This is a genomic window from Pararobbsia alpina, assembly GCF_902859895.1.
Classification (GTDB): Bacteria; Pseudomonadota; Gammaproteobacteria; order Burkholderiales; family Burkholderiaceae; genus Pararobbsia; species Pararobbsia alpina.
On record NZ_CADIKM010000214.1, the window covers coordinates 1 to 630 of the forward strand.

1 protein-coding gene is annotated in these 630 nt (G+C 62.9%); it reads left to right on the plus strand.

Annotated features, from left to right (window positions below):
* The coding region (locus HV670_RS30335) for a hypothetical protein (RefSeq protein WP_175108591.1) at positions 1-630 on the plus strand (630 nt) is incomplete at both ends.

A 630-nucleotide genomic window follows, 5' to 3' on the forward strand; every position in this document is an offset into this window, starting at 1 on the left:
GGCAGAAGCCCGGCAAGCGGCAAGCCGACCTCGACGAACTGCGCGATCTGCGTCGCGAATCCGACGGGAGACGGCACGCAGATGCTGCCGGCCGGCAAGTATGTGGTCGAACTGATCGTGCCGCCGGGCTACGAACTGGTGAAGGAGGAAGACAAGAACATCCTGATCGGCGACAACTATATCGCGCCCGTCTCGCAGCAGTTCGGTGGACTCGGCAACATCTTCATCCTGCCCGATCAGGCCGCCGTCAATTCGGCGTACAACCCTAGCAACGCGCAGAATTCGACGACGGACCTCGGCTCCATGCCGCGGCATGAAGGCGACACCGGCAGCGTCGAGACTTTCTGGCCTTGCGTCGGCGAGCTGCGTGTGGTTCCCGACTTCATCAGCCTGTTCCCGGGCTCGCAGGAAGTCGCGCCGTTCGCGGGTGCGTCACGACACCTCTGCGACCGCAAGGAAGTCACCCTGACGAACCAGATGTCGGCGCTCGCCAAGTTCTGGGTATTCAGCCCAACGCACGTCGCCGCGCACTACACGGGCTTCATGCTGGACGACTTCTCGTCGGAGTTCGACCCGTACTCGCCGCAATTCGGTGAAAAATTCGCGGTGCCGAACGTGCCGGTTTCGCTG